The sequence below is a fragment of the Kribbella qitaiheensis genome, assembly GCF_014217565.1.
Lineage (GTDB): Bacteria > Actinomycetota > Actinomycetes > Propionibacteriales > Kribbellaceae > Kribbella > Kribbella qitaiheensis_A.
Genome location: NZ_CP043661.1, coordinates 3,350,673 through 3,376,823, shown reverse-complemented (window position 1 = coordinate 3,376,823; position 26,151 = coordinate 3,350,673). Strand labels below are relative to the sequence as shown.

Genomic DNA, 26,151 nt, shown 5'->3' with positions numbered 1-26,151 from the left:
ACAGAGCCCGGCCAGTTGCCCGGCCGGGCCTGTTCGTTCTGGTGCCGCGGGGTCAGCCCAGCAGCTTGGCGATCCGGGAGACGCCCTCGACCAGGTCCTCGTCGCCGAGCGCGTAGGACAGCCGCAGGTAGCCCGGCGCGCCGAAGGCCTCGCCCGGTACGACGGCGACCTCGGCCTCGTCCAGGATGATCGCGGCCAGGTCGGTGGACGTGTTCGCGGTCCGGCCGTTGATCTCGCGGCCGAAGACGCCCTTCACCGACGGGTAGGCGTAGAACGCGCCGGTCGGCTCGGGGCACTCGATGCCCGGGATGTCGTTCAGCATCGAGACCATCAGCTTGCGGCGCCGGTCGAAGGCCACCTTCATCTCGTCGACCGCGGTCAGGTCACCGGTCAGCGCGGCGATCGCGGCCCGCTGGGCGACGTTGCAGACGTTCGAGGTCTGGTGCGACTGCAGGTTGGTCGCGGCCTTGATGACGTCCTTCGGACCGATCATCCAGCCGACCCGCCAGCCGGTCATCGCGTACGTCTTGGCGACGCCGTTCAGGACGACGGTCTGGTTCGCCAGTTCCGGTACCGCGACCGGCAGCGAGGTCGACTTCGTGTCGCCGTACGTCAGATGCTCGTAGATCTCGTCGGTGATCACCCAGATGTCGTGCTCCAGCGCCCAGCGGCCGATCGCCTCGATCGCCTCCGGGGTGTCCACCGCGCCGGTCGGGTTCGACGGCGAGCAGAACAGCAGCGCCTTCGTCTTCTCGGTCCGGGCCGCCTCCAGCTGCTCGACGGTGACCAGGTAGTTCTGGGTCTCGTCGGCGAGCACCTCGACCGGTACGCCGCCGGCCAGCTGGATCGTCTCCGGGTAGGTGGTCCAGTACGGCGCCGGCAGCAGCACCTCGTCGCCCGGGTCGAGCAGCGTCGCGAACGTGTTGTAGACCGCGTGCTTGCCGCCGTTGGTGACCAGGACCTGCGAGGCCTCGATCTCGTAGCCGGAATCCCGCTTCGTCTTCTCGACGATGGCCTGCTTCAGCTCCGGCAGACCGCCGGCCGGGCTGTAGCGGTGGTTCTTCGGATCGCGGGCGGCCACGACGGCGGCCTCGACGATGTAGTCCGGGGTGGGGAAGTCCGGTTCGCCGGCGCCGAAGCCGATCACCGGGCGGCCGGCGGCCTTGAGCGCCTTCGCCTTCGCGTCCACCGCGAGCGTGGCCGATTCACTGATTGCACCGATACGTGCAGAAATACGGGAGACCATGCGGCCCATCCTGGCACTGCCGGCCGGGCCGTCACACTTCGGTATCGCCTGGTGACCAGCCTGACCGCCGTCCGGTGATCGGCCTGGTGCGGAACTCATCTCGACCCCGCGCCGTTACCGGGAGGTGAAGACGGTATGGTTCAGCCCGCGGTACGGCGTCCGGTACAGGGCGTGGCGGGCGCTCGGAGCCTCACCTGGGCTCAGTTCGACCAGGTGGCCCCGACCCCGTACACTCTTCTAGTCCGGGCGTTGATGGCCCTGATCCGGCATGCCCTGGATCAGGTCTGGCGGCGCTGGGAAGCAGTACGAGATTTGCAGAGGGCACTAGCTCAACTGGCAGAGCATCGGTCTCCAAAACCGAAGGTTGGGGGTTCAAGTCCCTCGTGCCCTGCAAATCCTGACCGGCGCAGGGCCGGCCAGGGACGCCGCTAGCGAAAGAGGTAGGTCGTGACGGAGACGCGCACCCCGGCACCGTCCGGCGCCGGCAAGCCGGCGGAGAGCAAGTCGGGCAACCGGCTGCTGCGCTTCTATCGCCAGGTCGTCGCCGAGCTCCGCAAGGTGGTCTGGCCGACTCGCAAGCAGCTGTCCACCTACTTCATGGTCGTGCTGACCTTCGTGGTGTTCGTCATCGCGATCGTGTCGGTGCTCGACCTGGTCTTCGGCTGGGCGATGTTCAAGATCTTCGGCTGATCCCGACCGGCCGTAACCACCCGCGGAAGCCTGTTCCACCCCCGATGCACAGATGACGGAGTACAACGTGTCCGACCAGCGCGACGACGAGGTCCTCGAGGTAGAGGACGAGTTCGACGTATCCGCTGACTCCGGCGACGACCTCGGCTTCGACCTCGACGACTCGGACGACTCCGACGACGACGATGATCTGTTCGCCGACCTCGACGTCGAGGTTTCCGATGACGACGATGACGACGCGGTCGAGGTCGCGGCGGACAGCGAGTACGCCGCCGACGACGAGGCCGAGGACGGCACGCCGGACTCCGACGACTCCGATGACGAGCCGGTAGTGGTCGTCGCGGCCGCCGACGCCGCGGAGGCCGACGAGGTCGTCACCGCCGAGGATGTCGACGACGCCGCCGACGAGTTGGCCGAGGAGACCGCCGAGACGACGCTCGACGACACCGACGAGGCGCCGGTCGCGCCCGACGCGGTCGTCTTCTCCAGCGCCGACGACGACGCGGACTCGGAAGCTGAGGACGAGGACGAAGAAGAGGACGCCGAGGAAGCGGAGCCGGCCGAGCCGGTCGACCCGCTGGAGGAGCTGCGCAGCACGCTGCGCTCCCAGATCGGCGACTGGTACGTGGTGCACACGTACTCAGGGATGGAGAACCGGGTCAAGGGCAACCTCGAGAACCGGATCAACTCCCTGAACATGGAGGACTTCATCTTCGAGATCGTCGTGCCGACCGAAGAGGTCGCCGAGATCAAGAACGGGCAGCGCCGGATGGTGAAGCGCACCGTGCTTCCCGGCTACGTGCTGGTCCGGATGGACCTGACGGACGAGTCCTGGTCGACCGTGCGGCACACGCCGTCGGTGACCGGCTTCGTCGGGAACAGCCAGAAGCCCGTCCCGCTCAGCCTCGAAGAGGTTGAGAAGATGCTCGCTCCGGCCGTCGTGGCGGCGGCCGAGGCGGCGGCAGCCGAAACCGGTGCCGCACCCACCAAGGCCGCGGCCAAGAAGAAGGTCGAGGTCGCCGACTTCGGCGTCGGTGACTCGGTCATGGTGGTCGACGGGCCGTTCGCGACCCTGCACGCCACGATCACGGAGATCAATGCCGACGCCCAGCGGATCAAGGCGCTGGTGGAGATCTTCGGCCGGGAGACCCCGGTGGAACTCAGCTTCAGCCAGATCCAGAAAGTCTAAGGACCCGAGAACAACATGCCTCCCAAATCACGGAAGATCGCTGCCCTCGTCAAGGTGCAGCTCCAGGCCGGTGCCGCGACGCCGGCCCCGCCGGTCGGTACCGCGCTCGGACCGCACGGCGTCAACATCATGGAGTTCTGCAAGGCGTACAACGCCCAGACGGAATCCATGCGTGGCAACGTCGTGCCGGTCGAGATCACCATCTACGAAGACCGCTCCTTCACGTTCATCACCAAGACGCCGCCGGCGCCCGAGATGATCAAGAAGGCCGCGGGCCTGCAGAAGGGCTCGGCCGTCCCGCAGAAGGACAAGGTCGGCAAGATCACCAAGGACCAGGTCCGCGAGATCGCCACCACCAAGATGCCGGACCTGAACGCGCGCGACATCGACGCCGCGATGAAGATCATCGAGGGCACCGCCCGCTCGATGGGCGTCGTCGTAGAGAAGTAGTAGTCCACCCGGCCCGCAGTGGGTCAGCAGGAGTGGAAGGGCGATGAAGATCGCCCGTGACACCACAAACAGGAGTAGAGAAAACCTCATGGCACAACGCAGCAAAAGCTACCGCGCGATCGCGGAAAAGATCGACTTCGACCACCTGTACACCCCGCTCGAGGCCATCAAGCTGGCCAAGGAAGCGGCAGCCGGCAAGAAGCTGAACTCCACCGTCGACGTCGCGATGCGGCTCGGGGTCGACCCCCGCAAGGCCGACCAGATGGTGCGCGGCACCGTCATCCTTCCGCACGGCACCGGCAAGACGGCTCGGGTCCTCGTCTTCGCCACCGGTGAGAAGGCCGAGGCCGCACTGGCCGCCGGCGCCGACTTCGTCGGTGACGACGACATGATCAAGAAGGTGACCGACGGCTGGCTGGACTTCGACGCCGTCGTCGCCACGCCTGACCTGATGGGCAAGGTCGGCCGGCTCGGCCGGGTGCTCGGACCGCGTGGTCTGATGCCGAACCCGAAGACCGGCACGGTCACCCCGGACGTGGTCAAGGCTGTCAACGAGATCAAGGGCGGCAAGATCGAGTTCCGGGTCGACCGGCACGCGAACCTGCACTTCATCATCGGCAAGGCCTCCTTCGACGAGGCCCAGCTGGTGGAGAACTACGGCGCCGCACTGGAGGAGATTCTCCGGCTGAAGCCCTCCAGCTCCAAGGGCCGTTACATCAAGAAGACGGTCTTCTCGACGACGATGGGTCCGGGTGTCCAGGTTGACCCGAACATCGTCCGCAACCTGCTCGAGGACCCGGCTCAGGTCTGAGCCTGGTAGCACCGCTTGAACAGACGAAAGGCCCGGTCGGCGGACCGGGCCTTTCGCGTTTCCGCGTCCCCATCGCAACGGCGTGACCACGCGGTAGCCTCGCCTGCTCACCACCATACGGCCGGTTCCCGTTGCTCGCAGGTCGGTGCGTATCGGTTCTGGCTCAGCGATCGAGCAGGTCGGGGGAGAGATCGGCCAGGTTCGGTACGCCGACCAGCCGCATCGCGTGCTCGAGTTCCTCACCGAGATCGCCGATCAACCGGGTGACGCCGGCCGAGCCGCCGACCGTGAGCGCCCACAACGCGGGTCGGCCGACGAACACCGCGCGGGCGCCGAGAGCCAGTGCCGCCAGGATGTGTTCGCCGCGCCGGATCCCGCCATCGACGTACAGCTCAGTGCCGGAACCGGCGAGCGCCTCGGCGACATCGGGCAATGCGTGCGCCGTCGAGATCGCCCCGTCGAGCTGCCGGCCGCCGTGGTTCGACACGATCACTCCGGCAGCACCCGCGTCGGCGCAACGCTTGGCGTCGTCGCCGCGCAGTACGCCCTTGACCACGACCGGGAGCCCGGTGCGTTCGGTGAGCCAGCCGATGACGTCCGGGGTGAGGTCGTCCGCCTTGCCGAGGTCGCCGTCGGCGTACTTGTTTTCGTCCAGATTCGCCAGCAGTTGCCCGTCCGGGATCACCTCCCAGACGCTCGGTCCGTCGTCCTCTTTCCGGCCGACCACGGGAGTATCAGCAGTCAGTATTACGGCTCGCGCGCCGCCCTCGACCGCCTTGTCGAGCATCCGGAGCGTCGCGTCGCGGTTCTTCACCACGTAGATCTGCAGCCACCAAGGCGCTCCGACGGCGCCGAGTTCGGCGAACGTCGTACCGGCGTTGCTGGAGACACCGAGAACCGAGTGGGCCGCGGCGACTCCGGCTGCCATCGCGGACTCACCGTCCGGATCGGCCTGCCGCTGGAGCGTCGTCGGCGCCACCATGATCGGGACGTCGATCGGCGTACCGAGTGCGGTCGTGCGCAGGTCGACGGTCGACACGTCGGTCAGGACGTGCGGCCGGAACCGGTACGAGCTCCAGGCTGCGGTCGCCTCGCCGACGCTGACGCCGCCTGCCGATCCCTGCCGGAAGTACCGGTGGACGGGCTCGGGCAGCTTCTCGGCAGCGGCCGCTTCCAGGGTGTCGATCCATCGCATGATCTTGATCGTGCCACCGCCTCGGTGCCTGCCGCGCGCCAGTTTGCCCAAAAGGGCCGTGCGAAGGCTGGATCGTGCCCGGTAGACTGATGACGTGAACTTAACTGGGCAGCGATTTCTGCGCCCCGGCCGGCACAGTGGTGCCGACGGGGTGAGCTGCTGCTGCGCTCTCTCCTGAGGTGACCGCGGCCGGTCGGGGTGTCTTCTCCTCCGAACCCGCTGCTCACTCTGGAGTAAACCCTCATGTCTGTTCTGACTGCTGAAGAACTGCACGCCGCCCTGTCCCTGCGCGACCTCGCCGACCCGGCGCAAGGCCCGCACGCGATCCAGCTGATCGTCGATTCGATCCGGACCGAGCTCGGCCAGGCCTGGCCGTACACCGAGATCTGGACCCGGCGCGATCATCCCGTCGTCCCGCTGGCCGACAACTACGACAACCTCGGGTACGCCGCCGACGCGGTCACCCGCGAGGAGCGCTACACCCGGTACGCCTCCGCCGGGACCGTACTGCGAAGCCACACGTCGGCGATGATCCCGCCGGCGCTTCGCGAACTGGCCGACTCGTCAGCCGCGTCCGACGTACTCATGATCTGTGCCGGGATCTGCTACCGCCGCGACTCTGTCGACTGGCAGCACACCGGTACGCCGCATCAGCTGGACCTTTGGCGGCTCAGCCGCAACGTCACGCTGGGGGAGCCGGAGCTGGAGGCAATGATCGCCACGCTCGTCGCGACCGTGCTGCCGGGGCAGACCTACCGCACGGTGCCGGCGGTGCACCCGTACACGATCCACGGTCGCCAGATCGACGTACTGCTTGACGATCAGTGGATCGAGATCGGCGAATGCGGCGTGGCGGCTCCCGCCGTACTGCGACGGGCCGGGCTCGACGAACGCTGGACCGGTCTGGCGATGGGGCCGGGGCTGGACCGATTGCTGATGCTGCGCAAGGGCATCCGCGACATTCGGTTGCTTCGGTCAACAGATCCCCGGGTGGCGGGGCAGATGCTGGACCTTTCGGCGTACAAGTCCGTTTCGTCGATGCCTCCGGTCCGGCGAGACCTGTCGCTCGTGGTCGGCCCGGACGCCGACACCTCACCCGAGGCGCTTGGCGACAAGGTGCGTGACGCGCTCGGGGCTGACGCCGATGCCGCCGAGTTGCTGGAGATTCTCGGCGAGACGTCGTACGACGAACTGCCGCCGGCGGCCCGCGATCGGCTGCGACTCGAGCCCGGTCAGCGCAACGTCCTCGTCAGGCTGATCCTGCGTCCCGTCGACCGCACCCTCACCGCGGCCGAGGCGAACGCCCTACGGGACAAGGTTTATCGCGCCCTCCACGAAGGGCCAGTGCTGGAACTAATCGGAGGCTAGTCACGAGCGGTTCGCCCGGAGTGGCGGAGTGCTCGGGTGGCAACGGCGAAGGCGCAGATTGCCAGCGGAACCTCCAGGAGGAGGGCTTCGGTGAGGGAGAGGGTGTGGTCCAAGCCGGGGGCGGAGGTGCTGACGTCGAACCAGGCGTCGGCGAGTAGGAGAGTGCCGGCTGCCACCGAGGTGAGGGCTGCGCGGATGTCCTGCTTGTGGAGGAGGTAGGCGGTGGCGGCGGCCGCTAGGGCGGTGCCGCAGTCGAGGCCGATCCAGGCGAGCTTCCAGTGATTCGCCTGGTAGGTCGACGGAAGAGTCGCCGCGAGGATCAGACACCAGGGGAGCAGTACTGCGGCGACTCCGGCGGCGACCAGCGTCGCGAGGCCGGCGGGGGAGCGGCGCGGTCGGATCCGGCCGTCGAGGCGTCCTTCGGCCAGGTAGTCGTCGAGAACCTCGGCGACCCGGTCGTCGATCGCGTCGCCCAGCGCGTCGGGCAGGGCGCTGCCGGTGGTGAGAAGGCGGTGGGAAACCGGTCGGTCCGGCATGGTCGTCGTCATGCCTTCGAGCCTCCCGAAAACGAGCGCTGACCACAGTCAGGTCAGCCCACGAAGCCGACCGGGGGATAACCCCCGGTCGAACCGGTGGCTTCCCCCATCCCGCCCGACCGCCACCGCCCCGTAGGTTGTTGCCTACGGCCAACACAAGAAGAAGGGTGCAGTGGAATGGCGACGAGCGTCGCGAGTCCTGTTCCTCGGGCGCCCTGGCGGATCTGGCGGTCGCCGTACTTGTGGCTGGCTACTGTGCATCTGCTCGGTGACGCTGTCGTGGTGCTCGTCGGTGGGTTGCTTGTTCCGCTGATGCTTCTGGTGGCTGTGGTCGCCTTCCCGCTCGCCTACCTCGGCATCCAGCTGACGGTCGGCGCCACCCGAGTCGTGTACGCCGTTGGCAAGCTGGAGCGGGCGCGGGCCGCGATCACCCGCGACCAGGTGATTGCGCCCCTGGTCAGACCGGCCGGCACCGGTTCGGCAGCCGCCGATGCCCGGGCAGCCTTGGCCGATCGCGCGCTCTGGCGGCAGTTCGGGTACTTCATTCTGTTGCTCGGCATGGCACTGGTTGGCGTCCCAGCGATCGTGCTGGCCTGGTCTGTGCCGCCCGTACTGATGGCGTTGCCGTTCTACTTCTCCAAGTTCGCGGCCTCCAAGGCTCAGCTCGGGCCGTTCGTGGTCGACAGCGTCGACCAGGCGATCGCGGTCGCCGTGATCGCGTTCCTGTTCCTGTTCGCGGTGTCACCGCTGCTCATCCGGGGCCTCTCGGCGGTCGACGGGATCCTGGCGCGCAACCTCCTCGGCGCCTCCGAGACCGGCGCGTTGGTGAAGCGCGTCGACCAACTGGTGACGAGCCGTCAGCAGGTGGTCGACTCGGTCGAGTCCGAGCGCCGGCGGATGGAGCGCGACCTGCACGATGGCGCCCAGCAACGCCTGGTCTCGTTGGCGATGACGCTGGGCCGAGCTCGCGGTCGGCTGGGTGAAACCAACCCGGCGGTCAAGGACCTGATCGAAGAAGCACATGCCGAGGCGATGCAGGCGATCGCCGAGCTGCGGGACCTCACGCGCGGACTCCACCCGCCGGTGCTGACCGATCGCGGGCTCGATGCCGCCATCTCCGCGGTGGCCGCACGCGCGCCCGTGCCGGTGCAAGTCGACGTACGGGTCGATCCCAGGCCGTCGCTGACGATCGAGGCGATCGCGTACTTCGTCGTCACCGAGGCGCTGACGAACGTGGCGAAGCATGCCCAGGCCGCGAGGGCGTCGGTCCAGATCGTCCGGACAGGCGACGTACTTCGGGTCGTGGTGACCGACGACGGAAGAGGCGGCGCCGATCCGGCGCACGGCACCGGTCTGCGCGGTCTCGTCGACCGCGTCTCCGGGGTGGACGGAAAACTCGCGGTGGTCAGCCCGATCGGCGGCCCGACCACCCTGACGGCGGAGGTGCCATGCGGCTCGTGATCACAGCGGTCAGCCCGGTTGGCGGCCCAAGCGTTCTGGAGGTGCCATGCGGGTCGTGATCGCCGAGGATTCGGTGTTGTTGCGGGAGGGGATCGTGCGGCTGCTCGAGGAGCAGGACTGCGAGGTGCTGGCTGCCGTCGGTGATGGCGACCAGCTCCTCAAGGCGGTGGACGAGCACCAGCCCGATGTCTGCGTGGTCGACGTCCGGATGCCGCCGACCTTCACCGACGAAGGGCTGCGAGCCGCCCTGGTGATCCGGCAGCGGTCGCCGCAGATCGGCGTACTCGTGCTGTCGCAGTACGTCGAGGAGCGCTACGCGAGCGAGCTGATCGGGAACAACCCGGGCGGCGTCGGCTACCTGCTGAAGGACCGGGTCGCGGACGTCGACCAGTTCATCGACGGGTTGCGCCGGGTCGCCGAAGGTGGCGCCGCGCTCGACCCGGAGGTGATCTCCCAGCTGCTGGTCCGGTCCCGCCAGGCTGACCCGCTCTCCGTGCTCAGCCCACGTGAGCAGGACGTACTGCGGGCGATGGCCGAAGGCCGCTCCAACGCGGGGATCGCGAAGGCGCTGGTGGTCGGCGAGGGTGCGATCGAGAAGCACATCAGCAACATCTTCGCCAAGCTCGGGCTGGCCCCGGCCGACGGCGAACATCGCCGGGTGCGAGCCGTCCTCAAGTTCCTGGAGTCGTGATGACGAAGGCACAGCGGAGAATGCTGCAACTTGGCCTGATCCCGGTACTCGCGCTGATCCTCGGCGGCGCCGCGGTCACGGTCTCGATGATCCGCGGCAAGCTGGACTACGACTACTCGACGACCTACGACAAGGCGATCGACGGAATCACCATCACGGCGAACATGCAGGTCGAGGTCGCCCCGAGCAGGGACGGCAAGGTGCACGTCACGCTGATTGGGACCTATACGGATCACCAGCCGACGATCGACGTACGGAACCTCGAGCCGCGGGCGCACGAACTTCAGGTCGGCGCGCAGTGCGCCGGCTCCGGTTGCCGGCTCGCGCTGGAGATCGCGTTGCCGAGTTCGACCCGGGTGTCGATCAGTACCGAAGGGGCGTCGGTGGAGCTGCTCCGATTGACTGGCAACCTGCAGGTCACGGCCGACGACGGGTCGGTGAACGGGGTACGCCTCGGCGGCGTCAGAGCTTCGATCAAAACGCAGAGCGGCTCGGTGGATCTCGGCTACGACCGGGCACCGGCCAACATCGAGGTGACCACCGACAACGGATCCGTGCACCTCCTGGTTCCGAAGTCAGCGGCGTACGCGATCGACGCCGCCGCTGACCACGGATCCACCGAGCTCAATGTCGACAACGACCTGAGCTCGCCCAACCAGTTCCACCTCCGCAGCAGCAACGGAAGCATCACCGTCGACTCTAAATAATTGCCCAGAGCAACGCCGACATGCCGAAGCCGACCAGGGACAGGACGGTTTCCAGCACCGACCAGGTCAGCAGGGTCTGCTTGACCGTCATGTTGAAGTACTTCGCGACGATCCAGAAACCGCCGTCGTTCACGTGGCTGAGGATGATGGAGCCGGCGCAGATGGCGGCGGCGATCAGCGCCAGGTGAGCCTGCGAGTACCCGTCGGTGGTCAGCAGCGGACCGACGATGCCACCCGTGGTGACGATCGCGACCGTCGCGGAACCCTGCGCGATCCGCAGCCCACAAGAGATCACGTAGGCGAGCAGCAGCACCGGCAGCCCCGCACTCGACAGGCTCTTGGCCAGCGCGGCACCAACGCCGGTAGCCGAGATGACCGCGCCGAAGAACGCGCCCGCGCCGACGACCAGGAGGATCATGCCGACCGGCTTCAGAGAGTTGCTGGACAGCTCGCTGAACTCTGCGTTCGTCATGCCACGCCGTACGCCGAGCAGGTAGTACGCCGCCAGCACGGCCAGCAGCAGGGCGACGGCCGGGTTGCCGAGGAAGGTGAGCACGCTCAGCAGGTCCCGGTGCGGATCGAGGATCAGCGTGCCGAAGGTGGCCCCGAGGATCAGCACCAGCGGCAGCAGGATGACCGCCATCACCAGGCCGAGCGACGGCTCGGGCTTCTGCTCGCCCTCGCTCTCCTCCGCGACGATGAACTCGTTCGGCACGCTGACGGGAACGCGCGGCGCGATGTAGAGCGGCCAGAGAATGCCGGCCACCGCGAAGGCGGGCAGACCGCAGGCGAGCCCGATGATGATGAGCCAGCCCATGTCCACGTGCAGCAGACCGGCGACCGCCGTCGGACCGGGGTGGGGCGGCAGGAACGCGTGCGTCATCGACAGACCCGCGAGCACCGGCAACGCGTAGAGCACGAGCGACTTGCCGCCACGCTTCGCCGCGACGTACACGAGCGGGGCGAGCACGAAGATGCCGATGTCGAAGAAGACCGGGATTCCGAAGATCAGGCCGACCAGGCCCATCGCGACCGGCGTGCCCTTCGGGCCGAACAGCTTCAGCAGCCGGCGGCTCAGCACGTCGGCGCCGCCGGACCTCTCCAGCAGAGCGCCGAGCACGGTACCCAGGCCGATGATGACGGCGATATGGCCGAGAATCCCGCCGAAACCCTTCTCCAGCACGGAGTCACTCGATTTGAGCGCCGTACCGACGATCTGCCGGACGTTCAGCCCGGGCCGCCAGGGCCAGGAACAGGCCGGTGGCGAGCAGCGAGATGAACGGCTCGAGCTTGACCTTGATGATCAGGAACAACAGCAGCGCGATGGCCACCAGACACAGCAGCAACAAGCCTGCCGTGTCATGGTGCAGCCAATCGATGGCACCGGACATGGGGACACTCCGAGGTCTAGCAGGGGACGGCAGGGACAACTAAAAAAGGGAAGATAAGAGCGGGTGGGGGCGGTCCAGCAGGGGACGGAAGGGGCGGTTCAGCCCAGTGCGGCACAGAAAGTGGTCGCCTTGGCGGTGATGTCCGCCCAACGGGCGGCTTCCACGTCGGCGGGGGACACCACGTCGGTACCGGCACTGACCGCGAGGGCACCGGCGTCGAGGAACTGGCGGGCGTTGCCGGCGTTCACACCGCCGGAGGGGACCAGCGGTACGCCGGGGAACGGCCCACCGAGGTCTTTCAGGTACTTCGGTCCCAGCTGATGCGCCGGGAAGATCTTGACCGCGTCGGAGCCGAGCGCGAGGGCCGTCATGACTTCCGAGGGCGTGAACGCACCCAGCACGATCGGGATCCCGGCGGCGTGCGCGGTCGCCACGATCTCCGCCGCCTCCAGCCCCTGGCCCGGCGTCACGATGAACTGCGCTCCGGCTTCGACCGCCTGCTTGGCCTGCGCCGCGGTCCGCACGGTGCCCGCTCCTACTACGGCGCCGGTCTCGGCCGACGTCGAGGCAGCCCGCTCCAGATGCCGGGGCAGCTCCGGCGTGGTGAAGGTCAGTTCGATCACATGGATGCCACCGGCAACCAAAGCGGCGCAGAGATCACGCGCGTCGTCGATCGCCGGCGCGCGGACGACGCTCAGTACGCGGTCTTGGCGCAGCAGGTCCAGAGTGCTCATCGGTTTCCTTCACTAGAGACGGCCGTACGCCGGATCGCGCGGCCGGGGAGTTCGTCGGTGCGGCGTCCGTCGGCGATCACCGGAACACCGTTGACCAGCACCCAGGGGATGCCTTCGGCCTGCTGACGCGGGTTGTCGAAGGTGGCCGCGTCGCGGACGGTGTTCGGGTCGAAGAGGACCAGATCTGCGTGGTACCCCTCCCGGACCAGACCCCGGTCGGTCAGGCGCAATCGACGCGCGGGACGCCCGGTCAGGTGGTGGATGCAGTCGGCCAGTTCGAGAACGCCCAGTTCGCGGACGTAGTGGGCCAGGTAGCGCGGGAACGTCCCCCAGGCGCGCGGATGCGGCTTGCCACCGACCAGGATCGCGTCCGATCCACCGGTATGGGTCGGGTGCCGCATGATCGCCTGCACGTTCTCCTCATGGCCGACGTGCTGCAGGATCGTGGTCGCGAGGTTGTCCCGGACCAGCAGGTCGAAGAACACCCACGACGGCGGCTTGCCGATCCCGGCGGCGATCGCGGCGACGGTGTTACCGACCGCGCCGGACAGGGTCTCGTTCTTCACCCCGCCGATCTCGATGGTGTTCCAGTCGGTCACGCAGCCGTGGCAGCCGTCGGTCCCGACCTGCTCCAACTCGTAGGCGATCCGCTCCCGATCGGCCGGGTCGGCGAGCCGGGCCAGCAACGCGTCGGGTCCGCCTTCGGCCGTCCAGCTCGGCAGGATCGCGGCCAGAGTGGTTGCCCCCGGCAAGTACGGGTAGGTGTCGGTGGTGATGTCCACGCCGTCGGCCAGGCCAGCGTCGATCAGCGCCAGCAGGTCGACGCCGCGGCCGCGGTTCGGCTCGAAGTTCATCGTCGCGTGGGTGAGGTGAAGGGCGCAGCCGGACTCCCGGGCGACGTCGATCATCTCGCCGTACGCCTCCAGCGCGCCCTTTCCGTAGGAGCGCTGGTGCGGGCTGTAGTACCCGCCGTACGAAGCGACGACGCGGCAGAGCTCCACCAGTTCGTTGGTACCGGCGAACATGCCGGGCGTGTAGGTGAGTCCACTGCTCATCCCGGCGGCACCCTGGTCGAGACCCGCCGCGAGCAGCCGCTTCATCTCGTCGAGCTCGGCCGGAGTGGCCGGGCGGTTCGCAGTACCGACGACCATCATCCGCAGAGTGCCCTGCGGGACCAGGTACGCCGCGTTGCAGGCGATCCCTTGGTCGAGCCGGTCGAGATAGCCGGCGACGGTGGACCAGGAGAAGTCGAAGTCGTCCGGTTCGCCGTTCCAGCCGGCGATCTGGCGGCGGACGGCGGCCCGGGTGGGATCGTCGATCGGTGCGAACGACAGCCCGTCCTGGCCGAGCACCTCCAGCGTGACGCCCTGACTGATCTTGGCCAGATGGTCCGGATTCGCCAGGATCTGAAGGTCGGAGTGCGCATGCATGTCGATGAACCCAGGCGCCAGCGCCAACCCACTCGCGTCGATCGTCCGAGCCGGCTGAAGCTCGCCGCTCGTCGCCTCGCTGGTGCCGGCGCGGAGCGCCGCTCCGCCGGGCGACGTGGCCGGGTCTGCGTGCCGACGCAGGATCGCGGCGATCCGCCCTTTGTCCACCACGACGTCGGCGGCGTAGCCGGCGCTGCCAGTGCCGTCGTAGACGGTCGCGCCGGTGATCAGCAGGTCGGTCATCAGAGCCTCACGATCGATCAGAAGAAGGTGCGGATCAGGTCGACCACGACGGGGTCGTCGGCATCCGGGTCGTCGATGACCGGGATCAGGCCCCACTTGTCGAACGCCGTACAGGGATGCGACAGCCCGACCCGCAGTTCGTCGCCGATCACCACGGCGTCGGCACCGAAGGTGAGGAACCCGTGCTGGTCGTTCATCTTGGTGACGGTCATCCCGTCGACCGGCCGGACCGCGTCAGCCGGCGTCCGGGGGCGCAGCAACTGCGGCTCGGGCAGGTTCTCGTCGAAGGGCAGGTCACGCTTGCCGGCGTCGAAGATCGCCAACCCCGGTTCGGGTTGTGAGGTGATCCGGATCCAGCCGTGCATCGCCGGGGTCAGCACCTCGCCGTCGGTGCGAGGGACCGAGCCGAGTGGGGAGATCTCGCGGTAGTACCCGTCGTCGTGCGCGATGTACGCTCCGGACCGGATCACCACCCGAGCGCCGGTCTTGGCGAGCGGGCTGAGCACCTGGGCCACCTGCTCGAAGTACGCGCTTCCACCGGCGCTGACTACCGGCACCAGGCCCTCGTCGTACCGGCCGTCCTCCTGCAAGCGGGTGTGGACCGCGGCGAGGTCGCGAAGATAGGAGCGGACGTGTTCGAGCCCGGCGTCGTCCGCGCCGTGCGCGATCGCACCTTCGTATCCAGCGACGCCGGCCAACCGAAGGGTCGGTGCTGCCTCGATCGCCTCAGCGACAGCAAGAGCTGTCTCGGCACCTCGCGCGCCGGTGCGGCCGCCCTTGCCGCCGACCTCGACCAGTACGTCGAGTTGGCGCGCGCCTGCTTCCACGTACGCCGAGCGGGCCGCCTCCATGATCTGGACCGTACGAACCGAGTCGGCCCAGACCATCAGCTCGAACGAGTCGTCGGCGGCGAGTTGGTCGGCGAGCCAGCGGAGCTGCAGCGGGGAGATCACCGAGTTCGCGATCATCACCCGGCTGACTCCGTAGGCGCGGGCCACGCCGAGCTGGAAGACGTTCGCGAACGTCATGCCCCAGGCGCCGGCCTCGAGCTGGGTCGCCCACAGCGCGGGAGCCATCGTGGTCTTGCCGTGCGGCGCGATCTCGACGCCGTGGTCTGCGCACCAACGGGCCAACGTCAAGACGTTGTGCCGCAGGCCGGGCGCGGACAGAGTGAGCAGGGGAGTCGGCAGCCCGGAAAGTCGCGGCTTGCCGGCCAGCACCTCGGCTACGGTCTGCCCCCAGAACGCCGGCGGCAGTGCCTTGTCCTGCCAGCTCACAGGCTGGTCGGCCAGGGCTGCGACGGCTGCGGCATCGTACGAAGCTGACATTGCGTCCCTCGGATCGGCAGTACTGAATTGCATATTGCGCAACGGTCGTTGCGCATTCTGATGTACCGGTTGTAGCATCGCGCTAGAACTTCCGTCAACGACAGACGCTCGAGAGGACTGGCCGGTGGTCGATTTGGTACACCGAGCGATCTGCCTGGGTGAGGCGATGATCATGCTCGCCGCCGAGACCGGTGCCCCGTTGGAGGATGTCGAGACGTTCCGGCGATCCGTCGGCGGCGCCGAGTGCAATGTCGCCGGTGGCCTGGCGGCGCTCGGTGTCCCGACCGGGTGGGTTTCGAGGCTCGGCGCGGACGGCTTCGGTCGCCACGTACTGCGTGACCTCGAATCCCGCGGTGTCGACGTCGGTGGGGTGGAGGACGATCCACTGCGGCCGACCGGGCTGTATGTGAAGCACACCACCGGCGGTCGGACCCGGATGCACTACTACCGCTCCGGATCGGCAGCGGCCGCGATGGATGCGACCTTCCTCGACCGGCCGGCTGTGCGCAATCGCCTGGTCGGCGCCGAACTCGTGCACACCACCGGCATCACCGCAGCTATCTCCACTACGGCCGCGGAATTGCTGGACCGGCTGGCTGCGCTGCGAGACACGCTGGGCTTCACCTTGAGCGTCGACCTGAACTGGCGGCCGGCCTTGTGGCGGGACACGGACCCGGCGCCGCTCTGGCGATTGCTGCGAGCTGCCGATGTCGTGCTGATCGGTGCGGACGAGGCGATGCTGTTCGCTGGAACCAGTGACCCTGCCGAGCTTCGGCAACTGCTTGGTTCGCGTTCGACGCTCGTGGTGAAGTCCGATGCGCACGTAGCGCTCGCGCTGGAGCCGAGCGGCCGTTGGACGGAGGTGCCGGCGCTTACTGTCGACGTGGTCGAGCCAGTGGGAGCAGGGGACGCCTTCGCGGCTGGGTACTTGGCTGGCACGTTGCAGGGGTTGCCGATGGAGCAGCGGCTTCGGCTGGGGCACCTCAGTGCGGCAGCGGTCCTCGCAGTACCGGACGACCACGCGGCACCGCCGGAGCCCGTAGTACGGGATGCTTTGTTGCACTGTTCCGACGAGGACTGGGCTCGTACTCAAGTAGGTGCCCAGGGCATCAGTTCGCCTGCACTGGTTGGAGGTGCCGTATGAGTCAGAGCCTGGCCAGAGCGCTGCAGATCCTGGTGAGCCTCGGCGAAGGGGATCGGTCGCTGGACCAGCTCGCGACCGAGCTGGACGTGCACAAGACGACCGTGTTGCGGCTGCTGCGGACGATGGAGGTCGAGCACTTCGTACGCCGCGACGACGCCCATCGGTACCGACTGGGCTCGCGTCTGTTCTCCCTTGCCGACGCGGCGCGCGAGCAGCATGTCGTGCGAGCTGTTGCGGCTCCCCACTTGCGGCAGTTGAACCAGCGGACCGGGCAGACGGTGCACCTCGCGGCGTACGAGAACGGGCAGGTCATCTACATCGACAAGCTCGACAGCGTGCAGTCGGTCCGGATGTACTCGCAGATCGGGGTCCCTGCGGCGCTGCACTGCACGGCGGTCGGCAAGATCCTGCTGGCGGCGCAGCCCAAGCGGCAGCGCGAGGCACTGCTGACGACCATCGAGTACCGGCAGTTCACCCCGAACACGATCACGGAGCCGGATGCGCTGCGCGACGAGCTCGATCTGGTCCGGTCGCAGGGCTGGGCGCACGACCGGGCCGAGCACGAGTCGTTCATCAATTGCATCGGGGCTCCGATCAAGGAACGCTCCGGCCGGGTGGTCGGGGCCGTCTCCGTGTCCGTGCCGGACGTTCTGCTCAACTATGAGCAGGTGCTGGAGTTGCTGCCCGACCTGCTCACCACCACGGCGGCCATCGGCGCCGACTACAACTGAGTCAACCAATCAGGAAGGCTGTACCGCATGTCCTCCAAGACCGTCATCTCCACCACCGACGCCCCCGCGCCGATGCCCGTCTTCTCCCAGGGTGTGCGCAAGGGCGGCATCCTGCAGGTGTCCGGCCAGGGCTCGGTCGACCCCAGCGGGAAGTTCGTCAACGAGGGCGACGTCAAGGCGCAGACCACCCAGGTCCTGCAGAACATCGAGGCCATCCTCAAGGCCGGCGGCGCGACCTTCGACGACGTCGTGATGCTGCGCGTCTACCTGACCACCCGCGAGGACTTCGCCCCGATGAACGAGGCCTACGCCGAGTTCGTCACCCCGCGCACCCCCAGCGGCATCCTCCCCTCCCGTACCACCGTCTTCACCGGCCTCCCGCTCGAGCAGATGCTGGTCGAGATCGACGCCCTCGCCGCCCTGGACTGATCCGCCACTGGCGGTTGCGATGGTGCTATGAGCGCCCAGTCCGAGATCACCCAACGCGACTTGCGACTACGGTCCAAAGAGATCATGGATGCCGTCCAGAGCGGTGAGTCCTTCACGGTCACCCGGGACGGCCACCGGATCGGCGAGTTGATCCCACTACGCCGCCGGCGGCGGTTCGTCCCCCGCGGAGAGTTCGCCGCGATGTCTCGCACCGCGCCGGACATTCTGCTGGACACCTTCCGCGCCGACCAGGACGCCGACATCGACGCCGAGCCCAACGACCCCTATGCCCGCTGAGTATCAGCAGGGGGCTGCTCGACACGAACATCATGATCCGGCGCAGGTGGATCGACCCGGCGGAACTGCCCGTGGAGATGGCCATCTCGGCCGTCACGCTGGCGGAACTGTCTGCGGGTCCGCATCAGGTGCGCGGTGACCAGGACCGGTACGAAGAACATGCCGAGCGGGCCCGGCGGATGGATGTCCTCCAGCGCGCCGAGAACGAGTTTGATCCGATCCCGTTCGACGCGGAGGCGGCCCGGATCTATGGCCGGATCTGCGCCGCGGTCGTGGCCGCCGGGCGGACCCCGCGGCGCCGCACCGCCGATCTGATGATCGCCAGTATCGCCGCGGCCGAAGAACTTCCCTTGTTCACCACGAATCCGGACGACTTCCGAGGGCTTGAAGGCTTGCTGACCGTCGTACCGGTCGGTCAACGAATGATCGCTGGGTGAGACCAGGCGTCTCATCCAGCGGTTGAAGGTGGGACGATGGGGCGGATGGCAGCTCCCGTCAGGCTTCTGCGGATCGCCCCCTCGGTCTATTTGCCGGCGTTGCTGTACGGCATCGGGCAGGGGGCGATCGCGCCGGTCGTGGCGCTGTCCGGCCGCGACCTGGGCGCTTCGGTCGCGTCGGCCGGCTTGGTGGTCGCGGCGGCCCGGGCTGGGGCAAGTGGTCGGGGACATTCCGGCCGGGGCGCTGACCACGCGGATCGGTGAGCGTCGCGCGATGGTGGCGGCGACTGTGCTCGTGTCTATCGCGCTCGGCGCCTGTCTCGTGGTGCCCACCGTGTGGGGGCTCGCGCTGGCGATCTTCGCGACAGGGCTGGCCGCGGCGGTCTGGGGATTGGCTCGGCAGGCGTACTTGAGTGAAGCCGTTCCGATCGAGCTCCGGGCACGGGCGCTGTCCACGCTGGGCGGAGTAGGGCGGATCGGGTCGTTCATCGGCCCGTTCCTGGGCGCCTTCGCGATGAAGTTCCTCGGCACGGACGGCGCCTACTGGGTCCACCTGGTCGCCGCGCTGCTGGCCTGCGCGGTGCTGGTGAGCCTTCCAGACATCGAGTCCGTACGCCGTGCCCGCGCCGCGCGGCCGGTCGTCGTGCAGTCCACCCGCGCGGTCATCCGCGAACACCTCCCCGTACTGCGAACGCTCGGCGTCGGCGCACTTCTCGTCGGCGCGGTGCGCGCGTCCCGGCAGGTGGTGATCCCGCTCTGGGCGGAGCACCTCGGCCTGGATCCGCAGACGACCAGCCTCATCTTCGGGGTCTCCGGCGCGGTGGACATGCTGCTCTTCTATCCAGCCGGCTCGGTGATGGACCGCTTCGGCCGCAAGTGGGTCGCCGTACCGTCGATGCTGGTCCTGGGCCTCGCGCATCTACTACTGCCACTGACCCACTCGGCAGGAGCGTTGACGGCAGTGGCTCTACTAATGGGCATCGGCAACGGACTCGGCGCGGGCGTGATCATGACACTCGGAGCAGACGCTTCCCCGCCGGTCGGCCGGGCTCAGTTCCTCGGCGCCTTCCGCCTCTTCGCGGACACGGGCAACGGCGCCGGGCCGCTGCTCATCGCGGCAGTGACCGCACTGGCCGGCCTGGCGCCCGCAGTACTGGTTATGGGACTTACTGGCTGGGCAGCGGCGACAGCTATGAGTCGCTGGATCCCGCCTCATCCCACTCGCCCTGACTGAGCCCAGTCAGGTAGCGATCCAACAGCGCAGCGCCGTGCAGCATGGCCCGCGTACGCCGGTCGTGTGCCGCTCGCCGTTCGGCCACAGCGGCTCGCAGCGCCTCGGTGCTCCCCGTACGGCGAAGTCCTTCGAGCACCGGCCTGATCTGGTCGAACCCGTACCGCCCCCGCCGCAACATCGCGATGATCCGAGCGTCCCGGACCTGCGGCGGCCCATACCTTCTGTACTTCGTACTGCGTTCCCGGCTGGGCATCAGCAGCCCGGCCGACTCCCAGAGCCGCAGCGTGGCAGCCCGCACTCCAAGCTGCGCCGCCAGCTCGCCCACCAGCAACGGCGGTCCCGCAACAGCCACCTGCGGCCCCAGGAACTGCTCAGCCGCAGCACCCAAGGCTTCGCTCATCTCGTCGGTCGCCAGCCGCTGCGCATGCAACGCGGCATGGCTGGCATCGACCACTCGAAGCGCCAAGCCGTTGTCCCCGGCATGCACCGCCCGCATGATCTCCGTCGCCGCCTCGCGCCCGAAGCCAGGTGCCAATGCCCGAAACGCCCGCAAGGCAGCCAGATGCGCCTGCTCGTACCGGCGGTACCCCGACTCGCTCCTGAGCGCCGGTGGCAGAATTCCCTCGGCTTCGTAATTACGCACCAACTGAGCCGAGATCCCTGCCTCACGGGCAAGATCGACCGGCCGCAAGCTCATCTCGGCACCCTACTGCGGGAACCCGGGGCCGGAATCGATTTGGTGGCCAGGCCGGAGCTTGTTACATTTGAGGCTGCCAAAGACCGCTGGTCGTTGCTCCCGGAGCAGCTGAAGGTCCCACAAGCTCGTGGGCGGCCCGCGTAGGTGACAAGTTAGTGGAAGTCTCACGCCCTTGCGCCTGCGCAGGGGCGTTTTCGATGTTGAGGGTCCTGGCCGGTGTGGCAAGCGGTATGGCATTTCAGGCCAAACTCCATCAATTGGTGGAGCGGAAGGAGACCCATGGCGAGGCCGGACAAGGCTGCCGACGTCGCAGAGCTCACTGAGAACTTCAAGAGCTCCGCCGGCGCCGTGCTGACCGAGTACCGCGGACTCACCGTGGCGCAGTTGCGGCAGTTGCGCACTACGCTCGGTGACGACGTGAACTACGCCGTGGTGAAGAACACGCTGACCAAGATCGCGGCCAAGGACGCGGGAGTGGAGTCGTTCGACTCGCTGCTGCAGGGTCCGTCGGCCATCGCCTTCATCAAGGGCGACCCGGTGGTCGCGGCCAAGGGGCTGCGTGACTTCGCCAAGGCCAATCCCCTTCTCGTCATCAAGGGTGGTGTGCTGGATGGCAAGGCACTCAACTCTGACGAGATCAACAAGCTCGCTGACCTGGAGTCGCGTGAGGTTCTCCTCTCGAAGCTCGCAGGTGCGATGAAGGCGGCCCCGCAGCAAGCGGTGTCGCTGTTCGCTGCTCCGCTCGCACAGGCTGCCCGCCTGTTCGCGGCGCTGCAGGACAAGCTGCCGGCCCAGGACGCCCCCGTGGCGGACGAGGCTCCGGCTGCCGAGGCTGTGCAGGACGCACCGGCCGACGCACCTGCCGAGGAGACGAGCACCGAGGAGACCGCGTCAGCTGACAGCTGACCCGTTCACTTCACGCAGGACCCCATTCAATAATCACCTAGCACCACGTTGAAGGAAGGACCGCCAAAATGGCGAAGCTCAGCACCGAAGAGCTGCTCGGTCAGTTCAAGGACCTCACCCTGCTCGAGCTCTCTGAGTTCGTGAAGGCCTTCGAGGAGGAGTTCGGCGTGACCGCCGCTGCTCCCGTCGCCGTCGCCGCTGCCCCGGGTGCCCCCGGCGCCGCTGCCGAAGAGGCTGCCGAGCAGGACGAGTTCGACGTCGTCCTCGAGGCCGCCGGCGACAAGAAGATCCAGGTCATCAAGGAGGTGCGCGCGCTCACGAGCCTCGGCCTGAAGGAGGCCAAGGACCTCGTCGAGGGTGCGCCCAAGGCCATCCTGGAGAAGGTCGACAAGGCTGCCGCGGAGAAGGCCAAGGAGGCCCTCGAGGGCGCCGGGGCCACCGTCACCCTGAAGTGACCCGTGCGGCCTAGCCGCACCCGCAGTACCTGAACGACAACGAAGGGCGGTCCCACCAGGGGCCGCCCTTCGCTGTGTCCCGAAAGCTTCAGACCCGCGCGGTCTGGCGACGGGCCACGGCAAGGACCCAGCGGCGGCCGGGGACACCTATATATCTGTGCGCCCCCTCCGCGATCAGCACGGCGAAGCCGATCCAGCCGAGGGCGAGCAGGGCGTTCGACAGTGAGCCGGAGTGCACCGCGCCGAAACCCTCGAGCACGACCGCCCTCAGCAGGAACAAGGCGTAGCCGATCACCCCGAGCCGGACCAGCACCGGTCCGGCCAGCACAGCCGAGACGCGGGTGCTCGTGAGCACGCTGAGGATCAGCAGCCCGAGCGGCACGGACCACACTGCGCTGTATCGCAGCGCACTGCTGGAACCAAAGGCAAGAACCATCGCCACCGCATAGACGAGCACGGGCCGCCTGTACGACGTACGCCGTACGCCGGGTCAGCCGGAAGCCGTTGGTCGCCAACCCGGCCAGCACCATCCCCAGGACCAGGTCCGGGATCCACACCAGTGGGTTGCGATAGAGCCAGTTGTCGGAGCCTGTGGCCAACCGCAGTACGAGCACGAGCGCCTGTGCGACCAGAGCGCCAACTGCAGCCCGCCCTGGGTTCGCAGCGACCACTCGGGCCAGCACGGGATACGCGGCGTACAGGACGAGCGCAGTACCGAGGAACCAGGTCTGGGAGCCGAGCACGGACCGGGCCCAGTCGCCACCGTTCAGTCCGCTCAGGATGAGGACACCGCCGCCGACCACCACGAACAGCGGGCCGAGCCGCGCGAACCTGGCCACTGCGTAGCGGCCCAGTTGACGCCCGAGACTCAGTGCCGGGTAGTTGTAGGCGAGCACGAACCCGGTCAGCAAGAAGAAGAACGGCACGCCCAGCGAACCTGCCGCGACCAGGTGATGCAGCACCGGGGGAGCGGTCCGCCAGACGCCCACCTGCGAGGCGACCACGCCAAGCGCAGCCAGTCCCCGCAACCCTGTCAGCGCGAGGATCTCGGGCAGCCGGTGATTCAGCGCAGCGCCCTCCTCAACCGATGTGAGACCTGTCACGCCGACACCTCCGACGGCGTACGCTCTGTGACCAGTCGTGGACTGGTACGCCGCTGGACAAGCCGCAGCACGGCCCGTCGAGCCGGTACTTCGATCAGCCGGTGCGCGCCTTCTCCCACCAGCATGCAGAGGCCGATGGTCACAGCCACCGATGCGTACATCGCCCAGCCGGAAGGATCCGTCAGCAGGTCGAGCCGATCCTTCCCCAGGTAGGGCAGCAGCGGTCGGTGGGTCAGGTAGAGGGCGTAACTCGCAGTACCGAGTGACACGAGCGCGCGGGTAGAGAAGAAGCGCGATAGCCAGGCAGTAGGCGCAGCAGCGAGCGATAGCAGTAGTACTGCGAACGGCACGGTCCACATCGCGCCGTAGAAGGCAGGCAGCTCCCAATCGGCGTGATCCGGCCCCAGTGAAGCAACAACCAGCACGACCACGACGCAAGCGGCTTGCAGCCAGCCGGCGACCCGGATCCGCAGCCGGAAACCGCGGAGCAGGAGGAACGCGAGCGACATCCCGATCATGAACTCGGACAGCCGCGGCAGCGGGTTCCGGTAGAGCCAGCGATGCCCGGAGGAGGGATCCCGCATCGACAGATGCGCCCAGCCCTCGGCAGTGAACAGCGCAACCAGCAGCACCTGTACTGCGAACGCGAAGACCATCACCGAGACCAGCCCGGCTACGCCGAACCGCCTTGAAACAAAGGCGATCACGGGGATCAGCAACGGGAACAACGCGTACAGGAAGATCTCCACGCAGATCGACCAGCCGGGCGGGTTGTAGCTGGCCTGACCGATCACGTAGTCGCCGGACCAGGTCTGGATCGCCAGCAGGTGTCGCCACAGTGCTTCCTGCGGCACACCGCGCGCCGATCGCTGCACCACCAGGAAGAGCAGCACGGCCCAGTACAGCGGCATCACCCGGGCGATGCGGGCCAGGTAGAACCGCCACAACCTGGTGCCCGACAGGACGGTCAACGACGAGTAGTTCCAAGCCAGCACGAGCCCGGACAACATGAAGAACAGCGGTACGCCGATGTAGCCGGAGGCGGCCAGATTGCGCAGTGGTTCCGGCGCCGAAGCTGGTAACCCAATGTGATGAACCACGACGGCGAGGGCCGCCGCGGCTCTGACACCGGTCAGCGCTAGGATCTCCGAGCGCGGGTGTGGGAGCTGGTCACCGTGCTGCGGTGAGGCGATGCCTTGCGGCAGGCTTCCAGACAGGCGAGGCCGCAGGCGGTTCAACCAAGTAGCTGGCCGCGGCACTGTTCCTCCGGCAACTGGGCTCTTCGCCACCTCGAAGGGCGGGACGCGCAGGACTGTACCCGAACGGGCTGGTCCAGACCGGTGACCGGGCCGGACGCGCCTAAAGGCGCCGGACGGAGCGTGACCAGAGCGTGACTCATCGGTCACCGACACTTGACATTCGGGGGTTACGTAATAAGTGACTCGTGCGTAACCTAGGGCACCGCGCCCTCGTTGGACCGTCGAAAGCGTCGTCGGTCGGGGTCGAGAAACATCCCGTTGAGGAGGACCGGTGGGCGTAGAAGTCCGCGTCGAGGGACTGACGAAGTCCTTCGGAAGTCAGCTGATCTGGGGCGATGTGTCCCTGACGCTGCCCGCCGGCGAGATCTGCGTGATGCTCGGTCCTTCCGGAACCGGTAAGTCCGTTTTCCTCAAGACGCTGATCGGTCTGCTCAAGCCGGACAAGGGTCACGTCTTCATCGAGGGCACCGACATCGCCACCTGCAGCGAGCGCGAGCTGTACGAGATCCGCCGGCTGTTCGGGGTGCTGTTCCAGGACGGCGCGATGTTCGGCTCGATGAACCTCTACGACAACGTCGCCTTCCCGCTCCGCGAGCACACCAAGAAGTCCGAGTCCGACGTCCGCTCCATCGTGATGGAGAAGATGGAGATGGTCGGCCTGGTCGGCGCGGAGAAGAAGCTGCCCGGCGAGATCTCCGGCGGGATGCGCAAGCGGGCCGGGCTGGCCCGCGCGTTGGTGCTCGACCCGGAGATCCTGCTGGTCGACGAGCCGGACTCCGGCCTCGACCCGGTCCGCACCTCGTTCCTGAACCAGGTGATGATCGACCTGAACGAGGCGTTCGGCGCGACCTTCCTGATCGTCACCCACGACGTCAACACCGCCCGGACGGTGCCGGACAACATCGGGATGCTCTACCACAAGCACCTGGCGATGTTCGGGCCGCGCGAGATGCTGCTGTCCAGCGAGGAGCCGGTGGTCCGGCAGTTCCTGAACGCGCAGATGATCGGCCCGATCGGCATGTCGGAGGAGAAGGACGCCGACGAGCTGGCCGCCGAGGCGGACCAGGAGTTGCCGCCGCTGCCGCCGATCCCGCTCCAGCAACTGCCGAGCAGCGGGATGCTCCGCCCGACCCAGCGGGTGCCGGGTCAGTGGTGCGAGGACAACGGGGTGACCCCGCCGCCCGGATCGTTCGCCACCAGCACGGTGGGGGCCAGGTGAGTATTTCGGCGACCGCCCCGCTGAAGGCCGCAGGAAACCTCTTCGCGTTCGCGCTCGACACCGCCCGGGCCTCGGTCCGGCGGCCGTTCCAGGTGCGCGAGTTCCTCCAGCAGGCCTGGTTCGTCGCGAGCGTGACCATCATCCCGACCGCCCTCGTCGCGATCCCCTTCGGCGCGGTGATCGCGCTGCAGGTCGGCGGGCTGATCAAGCAGTTCGGCGCCCAGGCGTTCACCGGTTCGGCCGCCGTCCTGGCCGTCGTCCGGGAGGCTTCGCCGATCGCGACCGCGCTGCTGATCGCGGGCGCCGGCGGGTCGGCCATCTGCGCCGACCTCGGCTCCCGCAAGATCCGCGAGGAACTCGACGCGATGATGGTGCTCGGCATCGACCCGATCCAGCGCCTGGTCGTACCGCGGGTACTGGCCACCATGATGGTCGCGTTCTTCCTGAACGGCTTCGTCAGCGTCGTCGGCGTGATGGGCGGCTACGTCTTCAACGTGGTCCTGCAGGACGGTACGCCGGGTAGCTATATCGCCTCGTTCACCGCCCTCGCGCATCTGCCCGACCTCTGGCAGGGGCAGGTGAAGGCGCTCGTGTTCGGGTTCCTGGCCGCGGTCGTCGCGTCGTACAAGGGAATGAACGCCGGTGGCGGCCCGAAGGGCGTCGGCGACGCCGTGAACCAGTCGGTCGTCATCACCTTCATGTTGCTGTTCGTCGCGAACTTCTCGATGACGGCGATCTACTTCCAGCTCGTCCCGCCGAAGGGGGCCTGA

30 protein-coding genes, 1 tRNA gene and 1 pseudogene are annotated in these 26,151 nt (G+C 67.8%); 20 read left to right on the top strand and 12 right to left on the bottom strand.

Annotated features, from left to right (window positions below; translation table 11 throughout):
* Nucleotides 1-52: 52 nt before the first annotated feature.
* Entirely contained in the window at nt 53-1,246 is a 1,194-nt protein-coding gene (locus tag F1D05_RS15590) for a pyridoxal phosphate-dependent aminotransferase (protein ID WP_185448356.1), read from the bottom strand.
* 318 nt (nt 1,247-1,564) lie between these two features.
* Here F1D05_RS15590 and F1D05_RS15585 point away from each other — a divergent pair.
* The 5 genes from F1D05_RS15585 to rplA all read left to right on the top strand — a co-directional run bounded on the left by F1D05_RS15585 (nt 1,565) and on the right by rplA (nt 4,386).
* A tRNA-Trp gene (locus F1D05_RS15585) sits at nt 1,565-1,637 on the top strand.
* Between the two features lie 56 nt (nt 1,638-1,693).
* Nucleotides 1,694-1,936 carry a preprotein translocase subunit SecE gene (gene secE, locus F1D05_RS15580; RefSeq protein WP_112243312.1) on the top strand — a complete coding sequence of 81 codons (243 nt, stop codon included), beginning with the start codon at nt 1,694-1,696 and terminating at the stop codon, nt 1,934-1,936.
* A gap of 331 nt (nt 1,937-2,267) precedes the next feature.
* Nucleotides 2,268-3,125 (top strand): transcription termination/antitermination protein NusG, encoded by an 858-nt coding sequence (nusG, locus tag F1D05_RS15575; RefSeq protein WP_428995030.1) that lies wholly within the window; start codon nt 2,268-2,270, stop codon nt 3,123-3,125.
* 15 nt (nt 3,126-3,140) lie between these two features.
* Nucleotides 3,141-3,575 (top strand): 50S ribosomal protein L11, encoded by a 435-nt coding sequence (gene rplK, locus F1D05_RS15570; protein ID WP_185448355.1) that lies wholly within the window; start codon nt 3,141-3,143, stop codon nt 3,573-3,575.
* A gap of 88 nt (nt 3,576-3,663) precedes the next feature.
* Complete coding sequence (rplA, locus tag F1D05_RS15565) at nt 3,664-4,386, top strand: 50S ribosomal protein L1 (RefSeq protein ID WP_185448354.1); 723 nt, start codon at nt 3,664-3,666, stop codon at nt 4,384-4,386.
* 163 nt (nt 4,387-4,549) lie between these two features.
* Here rplA and F1D05_RS15560 read toward each other — a convergent pair whose 3' ends face one another.
* Nucleotides 4,550-5,581, bottom strand: a complete 1,032-nt coding sequence (locus tag F1D05_RS15560; RefSeq protein WP_185448353.1) for an alpha-hydroxy acid oxidase — start codon at nt 5,579-5,581, stop codon at nt 4,550-4,552.
* A 243-nt stretch (nt 5,582-5,824) separates the two neighbouring features.
* On the opposite strand from F1D05_RS15560, the gene F1D05_RS15555 reads away from it, so the two are divergent.
* On the top strand, nt 5,825-6,949 hold the full coding sequence (locus F1D05_RS15555) for a hypothetical protein (protein WP_185448352.1): 1,125 nt from the start codon (nt 5,825-5,827) through the stop codon (nt 6,947-6,949).
* On the opposite strand, the gene F1D05_RS15550 is transcribed toward F1D05_RS15555, so the two are convergent.
* On the bottom strand, nt 6,946-7,497 hold the full coding sequence (locus tag F1D05_RS15550; RefSeq protein WP_185448351.1) for a hypothetical protein: 552 nt from the start codon (nt 7,495-7,497) through the stop codon (nt 6,946-6,948). The two genes, F1D05_RS15555 and F1D05_RS15550, sit on opposite strands and share 4 nt — an antisense overlap.
* 165 nt (nt 7,498-7,662) lie before the next feature.
* Between F1D05_RS15550 and F1D05_RS15545 the strand changes: the two genes are divergently transcribed.
* From F1D05_RS15545 to F1D05_RS15535, 3 genes are read left to right on the top strand one after another with little or no spacing between them, the layout of a single operon-like run.
* A complete protein-coding gene (locus F1D05_RS15545; RefSeq protein ID WP_185448350.1) occupies nt 7,663-8,946 on the top strand; it encodes a sensor histidine kinase in 1,284 nt (427 codons plus the stop codon).
* Nucleotides 8,947-8,992: 46 nt separating this feature from the next.
* Nucleotides 8,993-9,637, top strand: coding sequence for a response regulator transcription factor (locus F1D05_RS15540; protein ID WP_185448349.1), 645 nt, complete (start codon nt 8,993-8,995; stop codon nt 9,635-9,637).
* Nucleotides 9,637-10,344, top strand: coding sequence for a DUF4097 family beta strand repeat-containing protein (locus tag F1D05_RS15535; protein ID WP_185448348.1), 708 nt, complete (start codon nt 9,637-9,639; stop codon nt 10,342-10,344). Before F1D05_RS15540 ends, F1D05_RS15535 begins: the two co-directional genes overlap by 1 nt.
* Here F1D05_RS15535 and F1D05_RS15530 read toward each other — a convergent pair.
* The 5 genes from F1D05_RS15530 to F1D05_RS15515 all read right to left on the bottom strand — a co-directional run bounded on the left by F1D05_RS15530 (nt 10,337) and on the right by F1D05_RS15515 (nt 15,470).
* Nucleotides 10,337-11,527 carry a GntP family permease gene (locus F1D05_RS15530; RefSeq protein WP_219733003.1) on the bottom strand — a complete coding sequence of 397 codons (1,191 nt, stop codon included), beginning with the start codon at nt 11,525-11,527 and terminating at the stop codon, nt 10,337-10,339. The two genes, F1D05_RS15535 and F1D05_RS15530, sit on opposite strands and share 8 nt — an antisense overlap.
* A gap of 4 nt (nt 11,528-11,531) precedes the next feature.
* Complete coding sequence (locus F1D05_RS39390; RefSeq protein WP_219733002.1) at nt 11,532-11,735, bottom strand: hypothetical protein; 204 nt, start codon at nt 11,733-11,735, stop codon at nt 11,532-11,534.
* A gap of 98 nt (nt 11,736-11,833) precedes the next feature.
* The gene (locus F1D05_RS15525; protein ID WP_185448347.1) at nt 11,834-12,469 is read right to left on the bottom strand and encodes a bifunctional 4-hydroxy-2-oxoglutarate aldolase/2-dehydro-3-deoxy-phosphogluconate aldolase; all 636 of its coding nucleotides are present in this window, start codon (nt 12,467-12,469) and stop codon (nt 11,834-11,836) included.
* On the bottom strand, nt 12,466-14,142 hold the full coding sequence (locus tag F1D05_RS15520; protein ID WP_185448346.1) for an N-acyl-D-amino-acid deacylase family protein: 1,677 nt from the start codon (nt 14,140-14,142) through the stop codon (nt 12,466-12,468). The genes F1D05_RS15525 and F1D05_RS15520 overlap by 4 nt, the downstream gene beginning before the upstream one ends.
* A gap of 17 nt (nt 14,143-14,159) precedes the next feature.
* A complete protein-coding gene (locus tag F1D05_RS15515) occupies nt 14,160-15,470 on the bottom strand; it encodes an alanine racemase (RefSeq protein ID WP_185448345.1) in 1,311 nt (436 codons plus the stop codon).
* Nucleotides 15,471-15,594: 124 nt separating this feature from the next.
* On the opposite strand from F1D05_RS15515, the gene F1D05_RS15510 reads away from it, so the two are divergent.
* The 7 genes from F1D05_RS15510 to F1D05_RS15485 are packed head-to-tail and all read left to right on the top strand — an operon-like array spanning nt 15,595 to nt 19,742.
* A complete protein-coding gene (locus tag F1D05_RS15510; protein WP_185448344.1) occupies nt 15,595-16,614 on the top strand; it encodes a sugar kinase in 1,020 nt (339 codons plus the stop codon).
* Nucleotides 16,611-17,345, top strand: a complete 735-nt coding sequence (locus tag F1D05_RS15505; RefSeq protein ID WP_185448343.1) for an IclR family transcriptional regulator — start codon at nt 16,611-16,613, stop codon at nt 17,343-17,345. Before F1D05_RS15510 ends, F1D05_RS15505 begins: the two co-directional genes overlap by 4 nt.
* Nucleotides 17,346-17,372: 27 nt before the next feature.
* Nucleotides 17,373-17,774, top strand: coding sequence for a RidA family protein (locus tag F1D05_RS15500; protein WP_185448342.1), 402 nt, complete (start codon nt 17,373-17,375; stop codon nt 17,772-17,774).
* 27 nt (nt 17,775-17,801) lie between these two features.
* Nucleotides 17,802-18,071, top strand: coding sequence for a type II toxin-antitoxin system Phd/YefM family antitoxin (locus tag F1D05_RS15495; RefSeq protein WP_185448341.1), 270 nt, complete (start codon nt 17,802-17,804; stop codon nt 18,069-18,071).
* Between the two features lie 32 nt (nt 18,072-18,103).
* Nucleotides 18,104-18,508, top strand: coding sequence for a type II toxin-antitoxin system VapC family toxin (locus tag F1D05_RS15490; RefSeq protein WP_185448340.1), 405 nt, complete (start codon nt 18,104-18,106; stop codon nt 18,506-18,508).
* 45 nt (nt 18,509-18,553) lie between these two features.
* The gene (locus F1D05_RS40260) at nt 18,554-18,772 is read left to right on the top strand and encodes a hypothetical protein (protein ID WP_246486722.1); all 219 of its coding nucleotides are present in this window, start codon (nt 18,554-18,556) and stop codon (nt 18,770-18,772) included.
* The gene (locus F1D05_RS15485) at nt 18,726-19,742 is read left to right on the top strand and encodes an MFS transporter (RefSeq protein ID WP_246486721.1); all 1,017 of its coding nucleotides are present in this window, start codon (nt 18,726-18,728) and stop codon (nt 19,740-19,742) included. Before F1D05_RS40260 ends, F1D05_RS15485 begins: the two co-directional genes overlap by 47 nt.
* On the opposite strand, the gene F1D05_RS41975 is transcribed toward F1D05_RS15485, so the two are convergent.
* Nucleotides 19,699-20,439 carry a MerR family transcriptional regulator gene (locus F1D05_RS41975; RefSeq protein ID WP_185448339.1) on the bottom strand — a complete coding sequence of 247 codons (741 nt, stop codon included), beginning with the start codon at nt 20,437-20,439 and terminating at the stop codon, nt 19,699-19,701. The genes F1D05_RS15485 and F1D05_RS41975 overlap by 44 nt on opposite strands.
* A 279-nt stretch (nt 20,440-20,718) precedes the next feature.
* On the opposite strand from F1D05_RS41975, the gene rplJ reads away from it, so the two are divergent.
* On the top strand, nt 20,719-21,345 hold the full coding sequence (gene rplJ / locus F1D05_RS15475; RefSeq protein WP_185448338.1) for a 50S ribosomal protein L10: 627 nt from the start codon (nt 20,719-20,721) through the stop codon (nt 21,343-21,345).
* 68 nt (nt 21,346-21,413) lie between these two features.
* On the top strand, nt 21,414-21,800 hold the full coding sequence (gene rplL, locus F1D05_RS15470; RefSeq protein WP_185448337.1) for a 50S ribosomal protein L7/L12: 387 nt from the start codon (nt 21,414-21,416) through the stop codon (nt 21,798-21,800).
* 88 nt (nt 21,801-21,888) lie between these two features.
* On the opposite strand, the gene F1D05_RS15465 is transcribed toward rplL, so the two are convergent.
* The 3 genes and pseudogenes from F1D05_RS15465 to F1D05_RS15460 all read right to left on the bottom strand — a co-directional run bounded on the left by F1D05_RS15465 (nt 21,889) and on the right by F1D05_RS15460 (nt 24,162).
* Nucleotides 21,889-22,257, bottom strand: a complete 369-nt coding sequence (locus F1D05_RS15465) for a hypothetical protein (protein WP_185448336.1) — start codon at nt 22,255-22,257, stop codon at nt 21,889-21,891.
* A gap of 73 nt (nt 22,258-22,330) precedes the next feature.
* Nucleotides 22,331-22,903, bottom strand: a pseudogene (locus F1D05_RS42990) (acyltransferase family protein); the annotation flags it as partial.
* Nucleotides 22,900-24,162 carry an acyltransferase family protein gene (locus tag F1D05_RS15460; protein WP_281388949.1) on the bottom strand — a complete coding sequence of 421 codons (1,263 nt, stop codon included), beginning with the start codon at nt 24,160-24,162 and terminating at the stop codon, nt 22,900-22,902. The pseudogene F1D05_RS42990 and the gene F1D05_RS15460, both read right to left, overlap by 4 nt.
* Nucleotides 24,163-24,433: 271 nt before the next feature.
* Here F1D05_RS15460 and F1D05_RS15455 point away from each other — a divergent pair, with 271 nt between their 5' ends.
* Together F1D05_RS15455 and F1D05_RS15450 are read left to right on the top strand one after the other, a co-directional pair.
* Nucleotides 24,434-25,381: an ABC transporter ATP-binding protein gene (locus F1D05_RS15455; protein ID WP_185448334.1), complete on the top strand. Its 948-nt coding sequence runs from the start codon at nt 24,434-24,436 to the stop codon at nt 25,379-25,381.
* Nucleotides 25,378-26,151, top strand: coding sequence for an MlaE family ABC transporter permease (locus F1D05_RS15450; protein WP_185448333.1), 774 nt, complete (start codon nt 25,378-25,380; stop codon nt 26,149-26,151). The genes F1D05_RS15455 and F1D05_RS15450 overlap by 4 nt, the downstream gene beginning before the upstream one ends.

Bases quoted from the DNA above. Each gene is read 5' to 3' on its own strand.
- F1D05_RS15560 (WP_185448353.1), bottom strand. From the start codon at position 5,581: ATGCGATGGATCGACACCCTGGAAGCGGCCGCTGCCGAGAAGCTGCCC.
- F1D05_RS15555 (WP_185448352.1), top strand. From the start codon at position 5,825: ATGTCTGTTCTGACTGCTGAAGAACTGCACGCCGCCCTGTCCCTGCGC.
- F1D05_RS15490 (WP_185448340.1), top strand. From the start codon at position 18,104: ATGATCCGGCGCAGGTGGATCGACCCGGCGGAACTGCCCGTGGAGATG.
- F1D05_RS15590 (WP_185448356.1), bottom strand. From the start codon at position 1,246: ATGGTCTCCCGTATTTCTGCACGTATCGGTGCAATCAGTGAATCGGCC.
- rplJ (WP_185448338.1), top strand. From the start codon at position 20,719: ATGGCGAGGCCGGACAAGGCTGCCGACGTCGCAGAGCTCACTGAGAAC.
- F1D05_RS40260 (WP_246486722.1), top strand. From the start codon at position 18,554: ATGGCAGCTCCCGTCAGGCTTCTGCGGATCGCCCCCTCGGTCTATTTG.
- F1D05_RS15500 (WP_185448342.1), top strand. From the start codon at position 17,373: ATGTCCTCCAAGACCGTCATCTCCACCACCGACGCCCCCGCGCCGATG.
- F1D05_RS15545 (WP_185448350.1), top strand. From the start codon at position 7,663: ATGGCGACGAGCGTCGCGAGTCCTGTTCCTCGGGCGCCCTGGCGGATC.
- F1D05_RS15505 (WP_185448343.1), top strand. From the start codon at position 16,611: ATGAGTCAGAGCCTGGCCAGAGCGCTGCAGATCCTGGTGAGCCTCGGC.
- F1D05_RS15520 (WP_185448346.1), bottom strand. From the start codon at position 14,142: ATGACCGACCTGCTGATCACCGGCGCGACCGTCTACGACGGCACTGGC.
- rplA (WP_185448354.1), top strand. From the start codon at position 3,664: ATGGCACAACGCAGCAAAAGCTACCGCGCGATCGCGGAAAAGATCGAC.
- F1D05_RS39390 (WP_219733002.1), bottom strand. From the start codon at position 11,735: ATGTCCGGTGCCATCGATTGGCTGCACCATGACACGGCAGGCTTGTTG.
- F1D05_RS15550 (WP_185448351.1), bottom strand. From the start codon at position 7,497: ATGACGACGACCATGCCGGACCGACCGGTTTCCCACCGCCTTCTCACC.
- F1D05_RS41975 (WP_185448339.1), bottom strand. From the start codon at position 20,439: ATGAGCTTGCGGCCGGTCGATCTTGCCCGTGAGGCAGGGATCTCGGCT.
- F1D05_RS15525 (WP_185448347.1), bottom strand. From the start codon at position 12,469: ATGAGCACTCTGGACCTGCTGCGCCAAGACCGCGTACTGAGCGTCGTC.
- F1D05_RS15535 (WP_185448348.1), top strand. From the start codon at position 9,637: ATGACGAAGGCACAGCGGAGAATGCTGCAACTTGGCCTGATCCCGGTA.
- F1D05_RS15540 (WP_185448349.1), top strand. From the start codon at position 8,993: ATGCGGGTCGTGATCGCCGAGGATTCGGTGTTGTTGCGGGAGGGGATC.
- rplK (WP_185448355.1), top strand. From the start codon at position 3,141: ATGCCTCCCAAATCACGGAAGATCGCTGCCCTCGTCAAGGTGCAGCTC.
- F1D05_RS15515 (WP_185448345.1), bottom strand. From the start codon at position 15,470: ATGTCAGCTTCGTACGATGCCGCAGCCGTCGCAGCCCTGGCCGACCAG.
- F1D05_RS15495 (WP_185448341.1), top strand. From the start codon at position 17,802: ATGAGCGCCCAGTCCGAGATCACCCAACGCGACTTGCGACTACGGTCC.
- rplL (WP_185448337.1), top strand. From the start codon at position 21,414: ATGGCGAAGCTCAGCACCGAAGAGCTGCTCGGTCAGTTCAAGGACCTC.